14 protein-coding genes are annotated in these 16989 nt (G+C 66.8%); 4 read left to right on the top strand and 10 right to left on the bottom strand.

Features of this window, described 5'->3' with window-relative positions:
* Positions 1-29 precede the first annotated feature (29 nt).
* From ACT7B3_RS09430 to ACT7B3_RS09400, 7 genes are all read right to left on the bottom strand, one after another.
* Positions 30-668 (bottom strand): ABC-type transport auxiliary lipoprotein family protein, encoded by a 639-nt coding sequence (locus tag ACT7B3_RS09430; RefSeq protein ID WP_444677659.1) that lies wholly within the window; start codon positions 666-668, stop codon positions 30-32.
* Positions 665-1603, bottom strand: a complete 939-nt coding sequence (locus tag ACT7B3_RS09425; RefSeq protein ID WP_444677660.1) for an MlaD family protein — start codon at positions 1601-1603, stop codon at positions 665-667. The genes ACT7B3_RS09430 and ACT7B3_RS09425 overlap by 4 nt, the downstream gene beginning before the upstream one ends.
* Complete coding sequence (locus ACT7B3_RS09420; RefSeq protein WP_445157745.1) at positions 1603-2394, bottom strand: ABC transporter ATP-binding protein; 792 nt, start codon at positions 2392-2394, stop codon at positions 1603-1605. Before ACT7B3_RS09420 ends, ACT7B3_RS09425 begins: the two co-directional genes overlap by 1 nt.
* Positions 2391-3512, bottom strand: coding sequence for an MlaE family ABC transporter permease (locus tag ACT7B3_RS09415; protein ID WP_445157744.1), 1122 nt, complete (start codon positions 3510-3512; stop codon positions 2391-2393). The genes ACT7B3_RS09420 and ACT7B3_RS09415 overlap by 4 nt, the downstream gene beginning before the upstream one ends.
* A 107-nt stretch (positions 3513-3619) precedes the next feature.
* A complete protein-coding gene (locus ACT7B3_RS09410) occupies positions 3620-4435 on the bottom strand; it encodes an IclR family transcriptional regulator (protein WP_445157743.1) in 816 nt (271 codons plus the stop codon).
* Positions 4436-4525: 90 nt separating this feature from the next.
* Positions 4526-5734 (bottom strand): 3-oxoadipyl-CoA thiolase, encoded by a 1209-nt coding sequence (locus ACT7B3_RS09405; protein WP_445157742.1) that lies wholly within the window; start codon positions 5732-5734, stop codon positions 4526-4528.
* A 25-nt stretch (positions 5735-5759) separates the two neighbouring features.
* The gene (locus ACT7B3_RS09400; protein ID WP_445157741.1) at positions 5760-7280 is read right to left on the bottom strand and encodes a 3-hydroxyacyl-CoA dehydrogenase; all 1521 of its coding nucleotides are present in this window, start codon (positions 7278-7280) and stop codon (positions 5760-5762) included.
* A gap of 245 nt (positions 7281-7525) precedes the next feature.
* On the opposite strand from ACT7B3_RS09400, the gene ACT7B3_RS09395 reads away from it, so the two are divergent.
* Genes ACT7B3_RS09395 through ACT7B3_RS09380 form a run of 4 tightly spaced genes read left to right on the top strand, consistent with a single transcriptional unit; the run spans position 7526 to position 12097 of the window.
* On the top strand, positions 7526-8677 hold the full coding sequence (locus ACT7B3_RS09395) for an acyl-CoA dehydrogenase family protein (RefSeq protein WP_445157740.1): 1152 nt from the start codon (positions 7526-7528) through the stop codon (positions 8675-8677).
* Positions 8677-10299, top strand: coding sequence for a class I adenylate-forming enzyme family protein (locus ACT7B3_RS09390; protein WP_445157739.1), 1623 nt, complete (start codon positions 8677-8679; stop codon positions 10297-10299). The genes ACT7B3_RS09395 and ACT7B3_RS09390 overlap by 1 nt, the downstream gene beginning before the upstream one ends.
* Positions 10296-10712 (top strand): PaaI family thioesterase, encoded by a 417-nt coding sequence (locus ACT7B3_RS09385; protein WP_444677668.1) that lies wholly within the window; start codon positions 10296-10298, stop codon positions 10710-10712. The genes ACT7B3_RS09390 and ACT7B3_RS09385 overlap by 4 nt, the downstream gene beginning before the upstream one ends.
* Complete coding sequence (locus ACT7B3_RS09380) at positions 10709-12097, top strand: hypothetical protein (protein ID WP_445157738.1); 1389 nt, start codon at positions 10709-10711, stop codon at positions 12095-12097. The genes ACT7B3_RS09385 and ACT7B3_RS09380 overlap by 4 nt, the downstream gene beginning before the upstream one ends.
* A gap of 16 nt (positions 12098-12113) precedes the next feature.
* On the opposite strand, the gene ACT7B3_RS09375 is transcribed toward ACT7B3_RS09380, so the two are convergent.
* The 3 genes from ACT7B3_RS09375 to ACT7B3_RS09365 form a co-directional block, all read right to left on the bottom strand.
* On the bottom strand, positions 12114-13535 hold the full coding sequence (locus ACT7B3_RS09375) for an enoyl-CoA hydratase/isomerase family protein (RefSeq protein WP_445157737.1): 1422 nt from the start codon (positions 13533-13535) through the stop codon (positions 12114-12116).
* Positions 13536-13590: 55 nt separating this feature from the next.
* On the bottom strand, positions 13591-15615 hold the full coding sequence (locus ACT7B3_RS09370; protein WP_445157736.1) for a TRAP transporter permease: 2025 nt from the start codon (positions 15613-15615) through the stop codon (positions 13591-13593).
* Between the two features lie 64 nt (positions 15616-15679).
* A complete protein-coding gene (locus ACT7B3_RS09365) occupies positions 15680-16840 on the bottom strand; it encodes a TAXI family TRAP transporter solute-binding subunit (RefSeq protein ID WP_445157735.1) in 1161 nt (386 codons plus the stop codon).
* Positions 16841-16989: the final 149 nt, after the last annotated feature.

The following is a 16989-nucleotide window of genomic DNA, read 5'->3' as shown; positions in this document are numbered from 1 at the left end:
ATATTCGACGGCCTGAGCCGAGGGTGGGTTCAACGGGCCGCCGTATCGCCCCGGTCAGCCTGTTCCACCACCCAGGCCACGAGTTCGAGGGTGAGTTGGTCCGCCGCTGCGCCGAAGGCCGTGACGACATCGGGCAGGGCTTCGCTCTGCGCGTGGTGGCGCTGCTCGAAGCGCCGGCTGGCCAACAGCTGCTGGGAGCGGGCATCGATCAGGCGGGCGTCCAGGCGGATCACCGCCTGCGGGGCACGGCCAGCGTGGTACTCGCTCTGGAAGGCGCGCAGGTCGCTGGCAAGCTCGAAGTCGGCGACCAGCGCGGCACCATCATGGACGAGACGCGAGAGGCGGCCATCGGCCTGGAAGGCATCCAGCATGCGATTGCGCAGCAGGCGGGGCATGTCGTCGGCCCAGCGTGCGCCTTCGTAGACCTGAGGCTGGTGCGGAGTGGGCACGACCACGATGCGAGCACTGTCGAGCAGGCCGCTGGCTTGTGGCGTGTCGATCCGCAGAGTGCGCGTGTCCTGCCGGGCAGCGTTGGCGTGTGCTGGCGGAACGGTGCCATCGGGCAAGGTGTAGAGTGCCAGCGGGGTGCGCTGCGGCACCAGGGTGCAGCCGGCAGCGCCGAGCATCAGGAACAGCAGACCCAGCAGGGGTAGCCGCAGCGGGGTCATGGGGTGAACTCCTCTATCTGGTCGCGTCCGAGCAGGAAATCGGTCGGGTTGTCCTCCAGCCTGCGCACCAGGCGATTCAAGGATGACAGGGTGTTGCGCAGTTCGAGCGTGGCGGGGCCGAGTCCCTGCACCCCACGAATGCCGCTTTCCAACGCACCCTGGTTGTCCTGCATGAGCTGTTCAATCTGCTGGGCCGCCCGGGCCAGACTGCCGGTGAGCTGGCCGGCTTCACGCAGCATGCTCTCCGTGGGGCCCTGCAATAGCCCACCTGTGCGCTCCGCCAGGCTGCGCAGCTCCGCCAGCACGCGCGCCGCTTCCTGGGTGACCTCCACCATGCGTTCTGCTACCTGACTCGGCGCATCGCCGATGGCGGCCAGTTGAGCCGTGGTGCGCTCCAGGTTGGCAAGGATCTGCTCCACGCTGTCGATATTGTCCTGCGACAGCAGCGCCTCGAGGCGTGATAGCACGCTGTTGACGTTGCCGAGCAGTTCTTCGCTGTCGCTGAGCAGCGCACCCAGCGGCGACGGATCGGCCACGATCTGTGGCGGTGCCTCGCCGCGATTAATCAGCAGTGGGCTCTCCGGTGTGCCGCCGTGCAGTTGGATCGACATGCTGCCGGTGATATTGGCCAGCGCAAGGCGCGCCCGCGTGTCCTGACGAATAGGCACGTGGCTCTGCACGCGAATCAGCGCTCGCACGTTGCGAGGATCGACCGGATCGAGTCTCAGGTTAACGACGTCGCCGACCCGGACCCCGCTGTATTCCACGGCGTTGCCCTCGGACAGGCCGCTGACCCCTCGATTGAACAGCACCTCGTAATGGGTGTAGTCGCGGTCGCCAGCGGTGTGGTTCAGCCACAGCGCAAACAGCAGGCCGCCTGCTATGGCCAGTACGGTGAACAGGCCAATGACGACATGGTGGGCTCGGGTTTCCATCACCCCTCCTTTGCAGCGTGGGCCGCGTGGCGGGCGGCGCGGCCTCGCGGGCCATGAAAATAGTCGCGGACCCACGGATCGTCGGTCGCTTCCACGACGTCCAGGCGGTCGGCGACCAGAATCCGGCGGTGAGCGATGACCGCGACGCGATCGCAGGCTGTATAGAGCGTATCGAGATCGTGGGTCACCAGAAAGACGCTGAAGCCGAGGGCGTCGCGTAGCGTCATCAGCAGTGTATCGAAGGCGGCGGCGCCGATGGGGTCCAGGCCGGCAGTGGGTTCGTCGAGAAACAGCACCTCCGGGTCGAGGGCCAGCGCACGAGCCAGGGCAGCACGCTTGACCATGCCGCCCGACAGCGCATCCGGCATCAGCTGGGCTGCCTGGGAAGGCAAGCCGGCCAGGGCCAGCTTGAGTCGCGCCAGATGTTCGGCGTCCGCCCGGGCCATTCCCAGGTGTTCGATCAGCGGCAGGGCGACGTTTTCCTGCAGGTTGAGCGAGCTGAAGAGCGCGCCACGCTGGAACAGCACACCGAAGCGGCGTTCGATTCGTGCTCGCCGGTCGGGCGCCAGCCGCTGCAGGTCCTCGCCGAGCACGTGAATCGACCCGCCGTCCGGCCGCTTGAGCCCGACGATGCTACGGAGCAGAACCGACTTTCCGGTGCCGGAACCGCCCACGACGCCGAGAATCTCGCCGCGACGGATATCCAGGTCGAGGCCGTTATGCACCACATGGCTGCCGAAGCGGTTGGTGAGGCCGCGTACTTCGACCACCGTATCGGACGCTTGACTCACCAGCCCATCTCCATGAAGAACATGGCGGCAAGTGCGTCGAGCAGGATTACCATGAAGATGGATTGCACCACGCTGGAGGTGGTGTGCTCACCGACAGACTGGGCGCTGGCCTTGGCCTTGAAGCCTTCCAGGCAGCCGATGACTGCGATGATGAAGGCGAATACCGGCGCCTTACCGATCCCCAGCAGGAAATGGCGCAGCGGTATCTCGCGCTGCAGGATGGCCAGGAACTGCGTGGTAGAGATATCCAGCGCCAGGGCACAGACCAGCGCCCCGCCCAGCATGCCGCTGAGCATGCCCACCAGGGTGAGGATCGGCAGGCTGATCATCATCGCCAGCACTCGGGGCAGTACCAGCAGCTCCATGGGGCTCAGGCCCTGGGCGCGCAGGGCATCGAGCTCTTCGTTGGCCTTCATGGCGCCGATCTGGGCGGTGAAGGCGCTGGCGGTTCGCCCGGCCAGCAGAATGGCTGCGAGTAAGACGCCGAACTCACGCAGGAAGGAGTAGGTGACCAGGTTGACGGTATAGATGGTGGCGCCGAAATCGCGCAGCACCGTGGCGCCGAGAAACGCCACCACGGCGCCGACCAGGAAGGTGAGCAGCGCCACGATGGGAATGGCGTTGAGCCCGGTCTGCTGGATATGAGCGACGAGGGCGGTGATGCGCCAGCGCCAGGGGCGCGGCAGGTTGGCCAGCAGGCTGGTCAGGGTCAGCCCGATGAAGCCGGCGAGCTGAAGCTGCTGGCGGCCCAGTGCCTCGACGCGCCGGCCCAGCTCGGCCAATGCACCGAGTATCGGCAGCGCCCGTGGTTCGGTAGGCGGCGGCGACGCCTCCCGCGCCTTGGCCACTGCCTTGAGCATGCTGCGGCGTTCCGGTGGCAGCGCCGGTGCCCAGCGGTCTATCTCCTGCACCCGGTCGGCGCCCAGCAGATCGACCAGCACAGAGGCGCCGGAGGTGTCCAGGGCACCGAGGCGATCAAGCGCAATCTCTTCGGCGGCCCTGGCCTTGGCGGCAACGGCGCTCAGCCTGGCGTAGTGCGGCAGCGTCCAGTCACCCTCGGCGCTGAACCGATCGGCCTCCTGCACCAGCATGCCGGGACGAGAAGCAGTGTCGGGCATGAAGTCGACTCAATTCTCCTGGCGTTCAGTTGCAAGGTGTCGTCACCTCACGGTTTTTGCACTATATCCTGATCGCCGGGCGGGTGACAGGGGCGGCTTGGCAGCCGTCAGGGTGCGTTGCCGTGCTGCAGTTCCGCCAGGATGCGTCTTGCCACTTCCTTGAGTCGCGGCCCCAGGTTGTCGACCATGATCGAATGGCCGAGACGGTGGGCGGCACCGCCGCAGTTGATCGCCATTACCTCGGCGCCATCCTCGAGGATCAGCGGCGTAGCCACGGCGCTGATTTGCGACTGCCAGTCGCCCTCCGAGAGACAGAAGCCATAGCGAGCATAATCCTCCTGGCTTCTCCGAATCCCTTTTTCCAGTCCCGGCCAGTCCGCGCCATGCGCCTTGGCCAGTTCCGCCATCACCGCCTCGCGGCGCGCTTCGGAGAGCCCGCACAGCCAGGCGCGGCCGATCGCCGTGGTCGCCATCGGCAGGCGCGAGCCAATGTCGAGACGCACGATCAGTGGGCCGCTGCCATGGCAGCTTTCGATATACACCATGTCGTGCTTGTCCGGCTCCCCGAGGCTGACATTGCAATCGGTGGCTTCGGCGAACTGCTGCATGAAAGGGCGAGCGATGTCGCGAATGCCCTGGCTGGCCAGGAAGCGGTAGCCCAGGGCCAGGATGCCGGGGCCAAGGCGATATTTCTCCAACCGGGTGTTATGCCGAAGATAGCCGAGCTGGGTCAGGGTGTAGGTCAGCCGCGACACCGTCGGGCGCGGAATCCCGGTGCGGCTGGAAAGCTCGGCATTGCCAAGATACTCCTCGCCGGCACCGAAGGCGCGCAGCAGTTCCAGGCCGCGGGCCAGAGCGGTGACGAAGTTGCGGTCCTTGGTCGGCAATGTGCCGTCATCTTCCAGCGGGGCAGGTGTGTTCATTGTGGTTCCCTGTCGCGAGGTCGTTGGGCGAGTATCGCATATTGCCCCGGGTCAGTCCGTTGGCGGCCGAGCCCGGGGCGGCAGGGGTGCTCAGCGCTCCGCTCTTTCGATAATGCAGGCGATGCCCTGGCCGACCCCGATGCACATGGTGACCAGTGCGTAGCGGCCTGCTCCGGCTTCGAGCTGGCGCAGTGCGGTCAGCGCCAGGCGAGCGCCGGAGGCACCCAGCGGGTGGCCGATGGCGATGGCGCCGCCGTTGGCGTTGAGGCGGCTGTCGTCCGGATCGAGTCCCAGCTGCTTGACGCAGCCCAGCACCTGCACCGCGAAGGCCTCATTGATCTCGATTACGTCCATCTGCTCGAGGGTTAGGCCGGCTCTTTCGAGCGCCTTGCGGCTGGCCGGTACCGGGCCCAGCCCCATCACACGGGGGGGCACGCCGGCTACGGCACTGGCCACGATACGTGCCCGTGGCGCAATGCCGGCACGCTCGCCTGCGGCGAGGCTACCCACGATCAGCGCCGCCGCGCCGTCGTTAAGGCCGGAAGCGTTGCCAGCCGTGACCACGCCGCCTTCGAACAACGGGCCCAGCCTGGCCAGCTTGTCGGCGTCGGTGTCGGGGCGCGGGTGTTCGTCTTGCGTTACCACCTGCGGTGGTTGCCTGCGACCCTGGGCGACCTCCACGGCCAGCAGCTCGTCGTCATAGAAGCCGCGGGTCTGGGCCTCGGCATAGCGGGACTGGGAGCGAGCGGCGAAGGCGTCGCTCGCCTCGCGGCCGATGCCGAGATCCTGGGCCACGTTGTCGGCGGTCTCGGGCATGCTGTGGCTGCCGTATTCGCGGGAAATCCAGGGGTTGGGGAAGCGCGAGCCGATTACGGTATCGTACAGCGGCTGGTTGCGGGCGTAAGGGGATTCCGCCTTGCCCAGCACATAGGGGGCGCGGGACATGGATTCCACCCCCCCGGCCAGGAACAGTTCACCCTCGCCGAGCCGTGTGGCGCGAGCGGCATCGATGACCGCCGCGAGGCCACTGCCGCACAGGCGGTTGACCGTCTGGGCCGCCACTTCGACCGGTAGGCCGGCGACCAGCCCCGCGTGCCGTGCGATGTTGCGCGAATCCTCGCCGGCCTGGTTGGTACAGCCGGCCAGCACCTCTTCATAGGCTTCGATGGAAAAGGCGTTGCGTGCGACGAGCGCTTTTAGCACGTGGCCGAGCAGGTCGTCGGGGCGTATGGCGGCGAGGCTGCCTCCATGGCGACCGAAGGGAGTACGCAGTCCGTCGAAGATATAGGCGTCTTGCATGGGAGTTCCTATTGGGCAGGGGGCTTCAGGCCGCTGTCAGGGTAAGGTCGAGGGCAGCACGGCGGCGTAGCCAGGGGCTGGCGCGGTAGCGGGGATCGCCGGTAGCGGCCAGAAGGTTGTCGAGAATGGTGAGAATGCGGCGGCGGCCGTAATGGTCGCCCATGGCCAGCGGCCCCAGTGGATAGCCCAAGCCGAGTTCCACGGCGCGATCGATGATCGCTGGGGCGGCCACGCCCTGCTGGGCGATGTCGCTGCCGACGTTGACGATGCATGCCACCACCCGCTGCAGCACGAACCCATTGCTGTCATTGATGATGCTGACCGGCGTGCCGTCATGGGCAAACAGGGCCGCGGCGGCATCGCGATAGGCAGGTTGGGTGACTGGCGTGGTCATCAGGCTGCGGCGCCGCTCGAGGCCGGCCAGCAGATCGACGGCCACGCAGCGTTCGGGCTCCAGGCCCAGGCGCAGTGCGCAGGTTGTGGCATCTTCGCCTAGCGGGGCGACCAGGCACAGCGCTTCCGAAGAGGGAGCCGAAGCACTGTCCAGCGGCCAGCCCGCTGTGGTCACCAGCGCGGCGAGCTGTCGTCTGGCTTCGTCATCCTCAGTGCCGATCCACACCGGGCGCGGCGCGGCTTCGGGCGTGGGGGGCTCGGAGGGCAGCTGGGGTTTGCCCTCCTCATAGCGGTAGAAGCCTTCGCCACTCTTGCGTCCGAGCAGCCCGGCCGTCAGGCGCTGGCGCGTCAGGGGCGAGGGGCGAAAGCGCGGCTCTTCGTAGTACTGGTGGTAGATCGACTCCATCACCGCATGGGAGACGTCGAGCCCGGTGAGGTCGAGCAGCGCAAAAGGGCCCAAGCGAAATCCGCCTTGATCGACCAGGATGCGATCGATCGTAACGTGGTCGGTCACGCTTTCGCCCAGGATACGCAGCGCCTCGGTGCCGTAGGCGCGACCGGCATGGTTGACCAGGAAGCCCGGGGTGTCGGTAGTGCGGGCGGTGAAGTGACCCATGGCGCGTCCCAGCGCCTCCACTCTATCGGTCACGTCATCAGCGGTGCGCAGCCCGGGGATCACCTCGACGATCTTCATCAGCGGTACCGGGTTGAAGAAGTGAAACCCGATCACGCGCTGCGGATGGCGACAGCCCGAGGCAATCGCCGTCACCGACAGCGACGAGGTATTGGTCGCCAGTACGGCTTCATTGCCGAGAATGGCCTCCAACTGCTGGAACAGCGCCTGCTTGGCCTCGAGCTTTTCTACGATCGCCTCAACGACGATATCGCAGCCTGCCAGGTCGGACAGGGCCTCGGCCTGCTTCAGGGCAGTGCGGTAGCGCTCGGCATCGGTCTCGTTCAGGCGCTGCTTCTGCACGGCGCGCTGCCACAGGCCACCGATGTACTGGCGCGCCTCGGCAACTGCCCCTTCGCGCAGGTCATGCAGGTAGACGGTCAGCCCGGCTTGGGCGGCGATCTGGGCAATGCCCCGGCCCATCGCACCCGTGCCAACGATACCCAGGGTACGGAAGGGAGTCGGTGTGTTGTTCAGCATGAAGATCCTCTCTGGGCTGCTTTTTAAGCTTTTGTGCTTCCGAATTGTTGTACTTCTGGTTTGTACCTTGGTTTCGCTTTGCGAAACAACATTTCATTTATTGACTGATATCCTAGGCTATGCAAGAGTGCAAGACAACCAAATGCGGTCTTACGTTCTGCTAAGCGAAACAAGGCAGGCCTGGCCTTGACGCTTTAGGGCAATGCCCGTCGAACGGCCGCTTCTCTCCTGCGTGAGGACTCGTCATGATTCGCGACCCCGAACTGCTCGACCAGCTGACCACCACCATCGCCCGCTTCGTGCGCGAGCGCTTGATCCCCAATGAGGCGCGGCTGGCAGAGGAAGACGCCGTGCCGCCGGAGCTGCTCGAAGAGATGAAGGCGCTGGGGCTGTTCGGCCTGTCGATTCCAGAGGAGTACGGCGGCCTGGCTCTGACCATGGAAGAAGAAGCATTGGTGGCCATGGAGCTGGGCAAGACCTCGCCGGCCTTCCGCTCGGTGTTCGGTACCAACAACGGGATCGGCGCCCAGGGTATCCTGATCGACGGGACGCCCGAGCAGAAGGCGAAATACGTACCCCGTCTGGCCACCGGTGAGCTGCTAAGCGCCTTCTGTCTGACTGAGCCCGATTCCGGTTCGGATGCCGCCAGCCTGCGCACCACGGCCGTGCGCGACGGCGAGCACTACGTGCTCAACGGCACCAAGCGCTACATCACCAACGGCCCCGAAGCCGACATCTTCACCGTGATGGCGCGCACCGACCCGAGCCACAAGGGCGCTGGTGGTATCAGCGCCTTCATCGTCGAGGGCGACACCCCGGGGCTCAAGCGCGGCCCGGCGGACAACAAGATGGGCCAGAAGGGTGCCCATACCTGCGACATCATCTTCGAAGACTGCCGTGTACCCGCCGAAAACATCATCGGTGGCGTGGAAGGGGTAGGTTTCAAGACCGCCATGAAGGTGCTCGATCGAGGCCGGCTGCATATCGCGGCCGTATGCGTGGGCGTGGCCGACCGACTCGTGGAGGAGTCGCTCAACTACGCGATCGAGCGCAAGCAGTTCGGCGTGCCCCTGGCCGAGCACCAACTGGTGCAGGCGATGCTTGCCGATAGCAAGACCGAGGCCTACGCGGGACGCACCATGGTGCTCGATGCCGCACGGCGCAAGGACGCCGGCGAGAACGTCTCGACGCTGGCCTCCTGCTGCAAGCTGTTCTGCGCCGAGATGGTGGGACGCGTGGCCGACCGGGCGGTGCAGGTGCACGGCGGTGCCGGCTACATGGCGGAATACGCGGTGGAGCGCTTCTATCGCGACGTTCGCCTGTTCCGCATCTACGAGGGCACGACCCAGATCCAGCAGGTGGTGATCGCGCGCAACATGGTGCGGGAGGTGACCTGATGGCGGTTGGGAGTGCGCCGACGGCTAAGTCGGACATCCGCCAGGCGCCCGACGAGGCGATCTTCGGCCGTATGGCGAGCGAGCTGGTGGCCGAGCTTCCCGAGCGACTCAGCACCCGGGTGCTGCAGAATGCCGAGCGCCTGGCCGACGAGCCGGCGCTGGTCGACGGCGAGGTGCGCTGGAGCTACGGCGAGCTGGGGCATGCGATTCATGCCACCGCCGAGTGGCTTGATTCACTGGGCATTCGCCGCGGTGATCGCATCATGACGGTGAGCGAGAATGGCCGAGCGCTGGTGGCGTTGCTGCTGGCGGCCAGCGAGCGCGACGTCTGGGTGGCCATCGTCAATTCGCGCCTCTCGGCCCAGGAGATAGATGTCATCCGCGACAACTGCCAGCCGCGGCGGGTGTTCTATACCAGCGAGGCCTCGCCGGACGCCGAGTCCCATGGCGAACGCCATGGCGCCGAGGCGCTCGAGCATGCCTCACTGGGCCGACTGCATCTCTCCGCATTGGCTGAGGTGGCACCGGAGCCGGTCGCCGCCAGCGGCGCCGAGCAGGTGGCGGCGATGATCTATACCTCCGGCACTACCGGCACGCCCAAGGGAGTGATGCTGACCCATCGCGGCGTCCTCTATATCGCCTCCATTTCGGGCGGCATGCGTCACCTGTGCCAGGGCGAGCGGGTCTACGGGGTGCTGCCGGTGTCGCACGTGTTCGGCCTGTCATCGGTGTGCATGGGTTCGCTCTACAATGGCGCCTGCCTCTACACCGTGCCACGCTTCGATGCCGCCGCCATGCTGGCCGCACTCGAGCATGAGCGCATCACCGTGCTGCAAGGCGTGCCGGCGATGTTCGCACGCACGCTGGAGTACCTTCGCCGCGAAGGGAGAAGCCTGGTGGCGCCGGCGCTGCGCTACATCTCGGCGGGGGGCTCGCCGCTCGATGGCGATCTCAAGGGGCGTGTCCAGGCCCTGTTCGGCCTGACCCTGCACAACGGCTATGGCCTCACCGAGGCGAGCCCGACCATCAGCCAGACCCGTATCGACGACTGCTTCGACAGCAACACCGTAGGGCGCGTACTGCCGCTGCTGGAGTACCGCCTGGCGCCGCTGGGCGACGGTGGCGAGGACGAACCCGCACATGCCGGCGCCGGCGAGCTGTGGGTACGTGGACCCAACGTGATGAAAGGCTACTTTCGCCAGCCCACGGCCACCCGGGCCTGCCTCACCGCGGACGGCTGGCTGAACACCGGCGACATCGCCCGCTTCGATGACGACGACCAGCTTTATATCGTCGGCCGCAGCAAGGAGCTGATCATCCGCTCCGGCTTCAACATCTATCCACCCGACGTGGAGGCGGTGATCAATGAGCATCCGGACGTGACACTGTCGGCGGTGGTGGGACGCCAGGTGGAGGGCAATGAGGAGGTGGTCGCCTTCGTCCAGTGCGAGCCCGGCGCCACGCTCAGCGAGGCGGAGCTGCGTGCGTTCATCGGCTCGCGGCTGGCGCCCTATAAGCGGCCCACGCGCCTGATCCTGATGGACACGCTGCCGGCCACGGCCAGCGGCAAGATCCTCAAAGGCCGCCTGCGCGACATGGCGGGCCGGGAGAAGGAGGCATGAGAGAAACTGCACTCATGGGCTACCACGAGCTGCTCGGCATACGGGTGGTGGAGTGGTCGGAAGGACTTGCGGTGGTTGAACTGGTAGCAGACGACCGCCACCTCAATCGCAGTGGCATTGTGCATGGCGGGGTGCTCACGTCGATGCTCGACAGCGCCCTGAGCCTCGCCGGGCTTTACTGCGATGACCCCGGGCGGGTGCGCCGCGGCATGACGCTGTCGCTGACCAGCACCTTCGTGGGCCCAGCCGGGACCGGCACCTTGCGTGCCACCGGCAGGGTGCGCGGTGGAGGGCGCAAGGTCTACCTGGCAAGCGGTGAAGTCATCGATGCCGAGGGCACGCTGCTGGCTATGGCCGAAGGAGCGTTTCGCCGTCGCAGCGGCAGCGAGTCGGCGGAGGGTGTGCCCGAGTGAACGCGGCGTGCCTGCGCGCCGGCCTGTTGTCGATCGTTACGCTGTGCACGCTGTTTCAGCTTGTCTTCGGAAGCGCTGTGGTCCAGGCGCTGGCTATCCTGGCCCTGGCCGGCTACCTGGTCATGCTTGGCGGCCGGCTCTCGCCCATGGCGCTAGGGCTGCTGTCCGCCGCCGCCATGGGGAGCCTGCTGGCGCTGTGGCAGGCCGAGGCGCCGGGTCGGCTGCTGTTCGAGGCCGCCGGACGTTTCGCTTTTTTCGCTACCTTCGTCGTGGCGCTCGGCCTGTTGCGCCTGCCGGCCTACCGCTCACGCTTGGTACGCCGCTGTGGCACCGCCATGCTGCTGCAGCCGCCCACGCGACGCTATCCCATTCTTTCTGCCGGTTCGGCACTGTTCGGCATTATCCTCAACATCGGGGTGCTGAATTTGTTCGCCGGCATGATCGAGAAGAGCAACACCCTGGCGGCGGCCCAAGGGCGGGCCTGGGTCCGTCAGGCACGTCAGCGGCGGATGATGCTGGCGCTGCTGCGTGGTTTTTCCCTGGCACCGCTGATCTCGCCCATGGGTATCGGCGTAGCGGTAGTACTCTCGAGCCTGCCGGAGCTGCGCTGGATCGACCTGGCCCCCTATGTGGTGGGCGCGGCGCTGCTCATCTTCCTGGTGGGGTGGGGCATTGACCACTTGACCGGCCCGCACCCTGTGGCTCGCAGCGAAGCGGTCGCGGTGCCTTCACTGGCTCCGCTGGGGGCGTTCTGCCTGCTGCTGTTCGGCATCGTCTCGTTGGTTTTCCTGCTGTCCTGGTGGCTTGAGCTTCGTTTGCCGATCGCCGCCCTGGTCGGGGCGCCTCTCAGCGCATTCGGTTGGCTGGCCTGGCAACGGCGTCGGCTCGGCCTGCTGGGTGTTCCGGCGGCCCTGGCGAGCCTGCGGCGTCAGTTGCCGTGGCTGGTGGCGCCCATCGGCAACGAGGTCGTGGTGCTGGGGGCGGCGGGGTATCTCGGCCATCTTGGCGTGGCACTGGTCCCGGTGGAAAGTCTGGGGCCACTGCTGACCTTCATCGCGCCGCTGGGTGCTGCCAACGCGGTGCTGGCGATGCTACTGGTGGTGGGGTTGGCCCAGGTCGGGGTCAACCCCATCGTGACCGTGACACTGCTGGTGGGTCTGCTGCCTTCGCTGCCAATCGAAGGACTCTCGCCGGCACTGACTGGTGCCGCCCTGATGGTGGGTTGGGCGCTGGCGCTGATGTCATCGCCGATCACGGCTTCGATGCTGATCCTGTCGCGCTTCACCGGCGTTTCCTCCCGTCATATCGGCTACCGCTGGAACGCCCGCTTCCTGCTGGCCTGCATTCCGCTGCTGACAGGGTGGTTCCTGCTCGCCGCCTGGTAAATGGCTGGCGCAGCCTTTATCCGCAGCGGCGTTCTTCCAACGCCAGAGTGGCCTGGCGGTGGGGGCCGCCCAGGTGGCGCGGGTAACTCAGCGCCTCGATGGCGAGCAGGTCGATGTCGCTCTCGCGGTAGGCCCAGCCGCGCTCGGCCAGCATCAGGCTCGCTGCCTCCATGGCCGCCCGGGGATTGGCGTCGTCGTCGCGTGCTGCCTTGGCCAGCGTGGCCAGCAGGCTGCCCTGACGGCTCACCGTCACGGGCAGACGCAGTGCCTTCAGCGCATTGGCCACCGCCTGCTGCCGTTCGGCGTCGGCGCGCAGCGCGACCAGTTCGGTCATGCCGGCGGTCACGACCAGCGCCAGGTCGGCAGCGACGGCGTTGAGGTCTTCTGCCGCCTCGGGCGACAGCACAACGATGCTCAGACAATGACTCGGACAGGTCGTGTCGGAACCGGCGATCAGACACGCCAGAGTGGCCTCTGCGGGACGGTTGGCGAGTTGGATGCCGGCTCGCTCGGCTTTTCCACGCAGGCGCTCGAACAGCGGGTGCTCGCCCAGCAGAGCGAGGTGCTCGAGTGTCGGCGGCTCACCGGCGTCGGGCACCCGGTGCGGTGCGCGAGCGGCGAAGAAGGCGTGGATCAGCCCGGCGCGCTGGGGTGAATCCATGCAGGCGAAGAACAGTTCGCGCTCACGACGCAGGCCATCGGCCAGGCTGCCTTCGCTGCTGAAGGCAATCGCTTCGACACAGCGGAAGGGGGAGTAGAGTTCCGGCACCTCGCTTTCCAGCTGGGCCCGGTAGCGCTCGATGGCCGCCGTGTTGGCGACAGGGGACGGCAGCTCCCCGGTGACCCGCGGCGTATGTTTGCCGGCGAGGACGTCACGCGCCGCCGCCAGTCCCGCCTCGAGCGGGTCGCCAGCGTCCGCTACGGCGTCGACGATACCCAGGGCGAGTGCCTCGTCGGCATCGACAAAGCGGCCGCTGGTGATCAGGTCGAGGGCCGCTTCGATGCCGCTCAGCCGTGGCAGACGCTGCGTGCCGCCGGCGCCCGGCAGCAGGCCGAGCTTGACCTCGGGCAGGCCCAGCTTGGTGCCGGGCAGGGCCACCCTCAACTGGCAGCCCAGCGCCACCTCGAGCCCGCCGCCCAGCGCGGTACCGTGCAGCACGGCGACGATGGGCTTGTCACCGGCTTCCAGGGTGGCGATCACCTCCGGCAGGATCGGCGCCTGGGGCGGTTTGCCGAACTCGCGAATGTCGGCGCCGGCAATGAAGGTGCGGCCGCGAGCGAGGAGTACCAGCACCCGCGCCTCGCTATCCTCGCGGCCCCGGGCGACGGTCTCCATCAGGCCCTGGCGGACGGCCTGGCCCAGGGCGTTGACCGGCGGGTTGTCGATGGTGATCACGCCGATGTCGTCATGGCGCTGGTAGCTGACCGGAGTCGTCATGGGGCATGGCTCTCAGTGGCTGGTAGAAGAGTAAGCGTATCGCGCATCGTCAGGCTCATGAATCGATGGGGGGCGTCAGGGTCGCCGAGCGTGGCCGTGCCAGGCGCTGACTCCAGCGCGCCAGCAGTACGGCGGGCACCAGCGCAGCGAGGGCGAAGGCGAACAGCTCGAGCTGGCTGAGCGGGACCATGCCGCCGCCGGGCAGGGCGAACAGCAGGCCTGCCACCAGCACCAGGCCGCGGGTGACGGTTTCGCTGACGGCGCCAATGCCGAGGCGGCCCACACCGATGAGATAGCCCTGCATGGCGGAGGCGAACAGCACGATACCGATCAGCGCCTGGACGAAGACCAGCCCGATCTGCAGCGGCTCGGCCTGCATGATCAGCGCCGGATTGAGCACGAACAGGAAGGGGATGAAGTAGATCACGCTGCCCAGGCGCATGGCCTGCAGCCCGGTGGCCATGGGCCGCGCACCGGCGACGGTGGCGGCGGCGAAGGCGCCGAGCGCCACGGGTGGGGTGATGAAGCTGAGCATGCCCCAGTAGAGGATGAACATGTGCACCGCCATGGGGTCGAGGCCGCCGCCTTGGATCAGCGCCGGGGCCAGGGCCACGGCGAGGAAGATGTAAGCGGCGGTGACGGTCATGCCGATACCCAGCACGAAGCTGGTGAGCGCCCCCATGATCAGCAGCAGCGGTACGCTGCCGCCGGCGATGTGAATGAAGTCGTTGGCGATGGTGCCGGAGAGGCCGGTCATCGACAGTGCCCCGACCAGCATGCCGACGCCGGCCAGGATGGCGATCAGCTCGGCGAACAGTTTGGCCGCCGACGACAGCGACTCGCCCAGCTCGCGGAGCCCCCAGCGATTGCGACGCGAGAACTGGTTGAGCACCAGCAGCAGCGCCGTGGCGTAGAAGGGCGCCACCGCTTCGCGCTGCATTACCAGCAGCATCCACACCAGCAGGGCGAAGACAAAGATGAAGTACCAGCCCTGCTTGAGGGTCTGCCACAGCGAAGGCAGCTCGGCCGCCGGCAGGCCCTTGATGTCGTGGCGTGCCGCATAGGCGTCGATCTGGATGAACAGACCGAGGAAGTAGAGGATCGAGGGGATGACGGCGGCCAGCGCCACGGCGGCATAGGGCACGTCGAGAAACATCGCCATGACGAAGGCGGTGGCGCCCATCACCGGGGGCATCAACACGCCGCCGGTGGAGGCACAGGCCTCCACCCCGCCTGAGAACGAGCGGCCCATGCCGATGCGGCGCATGGCGGGAATCGATAGCACGCCGGTGGTCAGCACGTTGCTGATCACGCTGCCGCTCATCGAGCCCATCAGGCCGCTGGAGAAGATCGAGACCTTGGCCGGGCCACCGCGCACGTGCCCCAGCAGGGCGAAGGCCAGGTCGATGAAGAACTTCCCGCCGCCGCTCTTCTGCAGCACCACGCCGAACACCAGGAAGCCGATCACCAGGCCGGCGAAGGCCTGCAGCGGCACGCCCATGATGCTCTCGGTACTCATGGTGTGATACATGGCGGTCTCCTCCAGGGTGGAGGGGAACGCCTGGATCGGCCCGGGAACGACGTCGGCCACCAGCGGATAGAGCGAGAACATGGCCACGATCACGGCGATGGGCCAGCCCCCGGCGCGGCGGGCCGCTTCGACGATCAAGAGCCACCAGGCGTAGCTGGCCAGGATGGCGGTGTCGGGGGCGGCGAAGGCCCAGCCGCGCTCGAGGATCGATTCGGCGTGGTAAACGAAGTAGCCGCCGACGATCAGCGTGGCCAGGCTCAGCGCGTAGTCGTACCAGGGCACCGGGCGGTGCTGCAGAGACGGGGTGATCGGCCACAGCAGGTAGACCAGCGGCAGCAGCAGCGCCACCACGGCGTAATAGAACTGGGTCTCGAGCCCGGTGACGAAGCGCAGCCAGCCGAGGTTGAACAGATAGTCCAGGGTCATCGCCATCAATACCACGGTCACCGCGCCGGGGATCCAGCGCAGCGCGAGCGGCAGCGTGCGGATATGGGTGACCTTCTCCTTGAGCTGGCGCGTCGATTCGTTAGGGGGAGTGGGAGGGGTCATGGCGGCGTCCGTGAATCGGGGAAGGGGCGGCATGGCCGCCCCGGGTCAGGCTGAGGTCCTGGCTTCACTCGAAGACCGGGTCGAGACCAGCCTTGCGCAGCGCTTCGGCACGGGTCTGCATCCAGGCTTCCTCGAAGGCGTCTTCGTCGTCGGGAGCGTCGCCAAGAAACTCCTCCCAGGTGGCGATGAGCAGCTCCTGACGTTCTACCAGCGCCTCCTGGTGCGCCTGCATTTCGTCGGTCCAGACGCCGATTTCCTCGTAGTACGCCACCACCGCGTCGTGGAACGGCACGACCCACTGCAGGTCCTGATAATCGAAGGCGTAGCCCACGGCGCCGGGCGCGGCATCCTTGTAGTCGTCGTAGTTGTCCTGCAGCGCCCTGATCAGGCCGTAGGCCACCTTGTCGTCGAGGTCACGGTTGGCGACCACGATCGGATAGGGGTAGCTGGCGCTGGGCACGGGGTTGTCGGCACTGACGTCGCCGGCCCCGGCGGTCACCTCGTGGGGGCGGAAGTAGGGGGCCACCGCCATCATGCGCTCCCAGCCCTCGGCGTCGTCGGGGTCGAGCACCGGCCAGCTGATGCCGCGTGGGCTGCTGGCGAGCTGCTGGGCCGGCGGGGTGACGGTGGTGGTGAAGGAGGCATCGGCGTTACCGGCAATGATGCCGTCGAAGGAGCGGGCATAGCCGGGGAAATCCACTCGCTCGACGTCATCCCACGTCAACCCGCCGAAGGCCAGGTAGGCTTCGGTGCCCTTGTTCAGGGCGTCATCGCCACGAATATAGGCGATGCGCTTTCCGGCCAGGTCGGCCGGTGTCTCGACGCCGAGATCGCCGGCAACGGCCAGTGAAAGGCCGAAGGAGGCAGTGGAGGTGGTGATGACGCGGATTGGCTGCGGGCCCCAGTCGCGGTTGGCGAACATCATGACGCCTTCGGCACCGTAGTAGCTGGCGATGCCGCAGGCGCAAAGGTCGACGCGGCCCTGCTTGAGCGGCGTCATGCGCGAGACATCATTGTCGCCTGGCAGGATGCGCACCGAGGTGCCGTAGTGGCTCTGCAGCATGTTGCCGATGGCCACCGCCTGGGCATAGCCGCTGGAGTTGGTGCCGTAGGCGGTCCAGGCCATGGTGCGGGGAAGCTCGACGTCACTGGCCTGGGCCACTGTGGCAGCGAGCAGCGAGAGCGGAAGTGCTACGAGAGCGAGCGAGCAGGGCAGCTGGCGCATAGATGTCTCCTGTATTGTGCCGGTTGTTGTTTTGCTATGCGGTATTTAATTCCGAAACTGAGTTCGATACTAGGAAGCCACCGTGGTGGTGTCAATGAGTCCGCAAGAATGATGTATCGTCAGCCTTCCGCTCTGCGGAACATGGCCTA

The organism is Halomonas sp. E14 (assembly GCF_052568415.1).
Note: the sequence above shows the minus strand (reverse complement) of the source record. Positions and strands in the feature narration are given on the sequence as shown.